The sequence below is a fragment of the Schwartzia sp. (in: firmicutes) genome, from assembly GCF_978017985.1.
In genome coordinates this window covers 1-1979 of the sequence record NZ_CDXDFU010000192.1, presented here as the reverse complement: position 1 = coordinate 1979, position 1979 = coordinate 1, and the positions used below count along the sequence as shown (strand labels likewise).

At 50.1% G+C, this 1979-nt stretch carries 2 protein-coding genes; both read right to left on the bottom strand.

All coding sequences use genetic code 11. From position 1 onward, the window contains the following. Positions 1-755, bottom strand: a 755-nt coding sequence (locus ACY69O_RS08405) for a hypothetical protein (RefSeq protein WP_462333021.1), incomplete at its 3' end; no start/stop codon positions are given. Between the two features lie 194 nt (positions 756-949). Then, on the bottom strand, positions 950-1979 hold a 1030-nt coding region (locus ACY69O_RS08400; protein WP_462333020.1), incomplete at its 5' end, for a hypothetical protein.

Here is a 1979-nt window from a genome sequence, read left to right as displayed (position 1 = left end):
GTCACATCTGTATTGTCATCTTTCCCGTATCTGTCAAACCGCATTGTATCTCTCTTTGCATTATATGTCTTATTGACATATTTGGATTTCAAAGTCTTATACGCCTCATCGTACGTCATGCCAAGCTGTATCCCGGCGTCAGAGATAATGTCCTGCGCTGTCACCGTAACACAGCCAACCGTCCTGGATACCCATTTTTTTCTCACTTCCAGAGGTGGAACGCCGCCTCCGATCCAGTCTTCAAACTTGATTCCTTTATAATCATATTCTTTTGAACCAATACTCTGCTTCCCTGTGCTTACAGGCTTGCCGTACACCATTTCCACTTCCTCCCATGTGCTGCCGACACCCACTATGAATGTGTCGCCGCTCAGGCGTCCCTGGGAGATTTTCTTTACAAAATTGATACGGTCCTGACGCACTTTATCCCGAAATGCAAGCACATCTTTCTTTTCCGATTCATCAGAAGCCTTGCGCAGCATTTGCGAAATCTGTGCATCCGACTTTTGCATCTCAGCCAGGATCTTCTTTTCCACTGTTATCAGCTTATCAAGACCTGCCTGATACCGCTCCCCCTCCTGCTTTGTGGGACGTGGCTGCTTCCAGTTGTCCGGTTTAACCACAACCGGTATCTGCATAGACATAGCGGCTTTTTCCGCTTTGCCGACGGCTTCTTTTTCCTTTGCAAACTTGTCGCCGCAGCCTGACGTGAACAACGTTACCATACAAAGTAACAATAATAGGACCTTTTTCATATCCGATTTCCCCCAACTAAAATAGTATCCGGTCATTTTCAACAAATAACCTTACGAAGCCCCGGCTAAACTATCCGAGGCAGGTTAGAGACTTAGCAGGCATTTTACAGGTTCAGTTTTGAATTGACGGTAGATTAGAGAGAAAGATGTTCGAAAATTTAAATTCAAAAGTCATTTTAAATCAAAGGAAGTGCTTAGTTACCTACGCCTTCCCAATGCACATCATGGGCCGTAACCATGAAATTGTTGAACTCACCGTCAGGCGCCTTATCCGGCAGATTCACAGTCAACACCGGGGAATCCTGCAACGGCTCGATGCTTATTCCGACAAGGGGCTGCGCGCATTTAACATTCTTCTCGTTCAGCAGTTCCTTATCCATATCCCGCAGCACAATATCAAGTTCCATCATTTTTACCGAGGTAATCGTGCGATTCTTCTTGCCATTGTAGAAATGACCGGTAATAAGCAGTTCCTTGTCTCTGCGCTGCACATTCTCAACCAAAAAGACAATCTTTTCGTTTGCAGTGGCGTCTTGTTTTTTCTGCTCGTTAACTGCCTTCACCGCTTCCGCATATTCCTTCAGCTTTGCTTCTTTGGCTGCCGGATCCGCAGGCTTATCGGTTTCGGTCTTCGTCTCTGTTTTCGTCTCCGCTTTCGTCTCAACCTTTGCCGGTTCGGGAGCAGGCGGCGCCTCTTTCTTTTTACCGAACATAAAATACGCGCCGATGAGTAACAGCAGAATCAGCGCACCAATCGCTGCTTTCTTCATCGTGCCTTTGTTATCATTTTCCTCATCGAATGGCGCCGGAGGTGTTTCCGGTACTTCCGCGGTTTTTTCCACCGGTTCCTGTGTTGCAGTTTCCTGAACAGCCTTTGGCTCCGCATCCTGGCTTGTCAAAGCTTCTGCAGATGTTTCCTGTACCGCAGCTGTCTTAGCCGCCTGACGTTCAGCTTCTTCTTTCGCCGCCTTGCGAGCCCTTGCTTCCTGTGCCGCACGAGCCTCTGCCGCCTGCCGTTCCGCTTCTTCTTCCGCTGCCCTGCGAGCCGCTGCTTCCTGGGCTGCACGCGCTTCTGCTGCCTGGCGGGCCGCTTCTTCTTCCGCCGCTCTGCGCGCCGCCGCTTCCTGAGCCGCACGCGCTTCTGCTGCCTGACGGGCCGCTGCCTCCTGAGTTGCGCGTGCTTCCGCTGCTTTGCGGGCGGCTGCTTCTTCCGCTGCTATACGC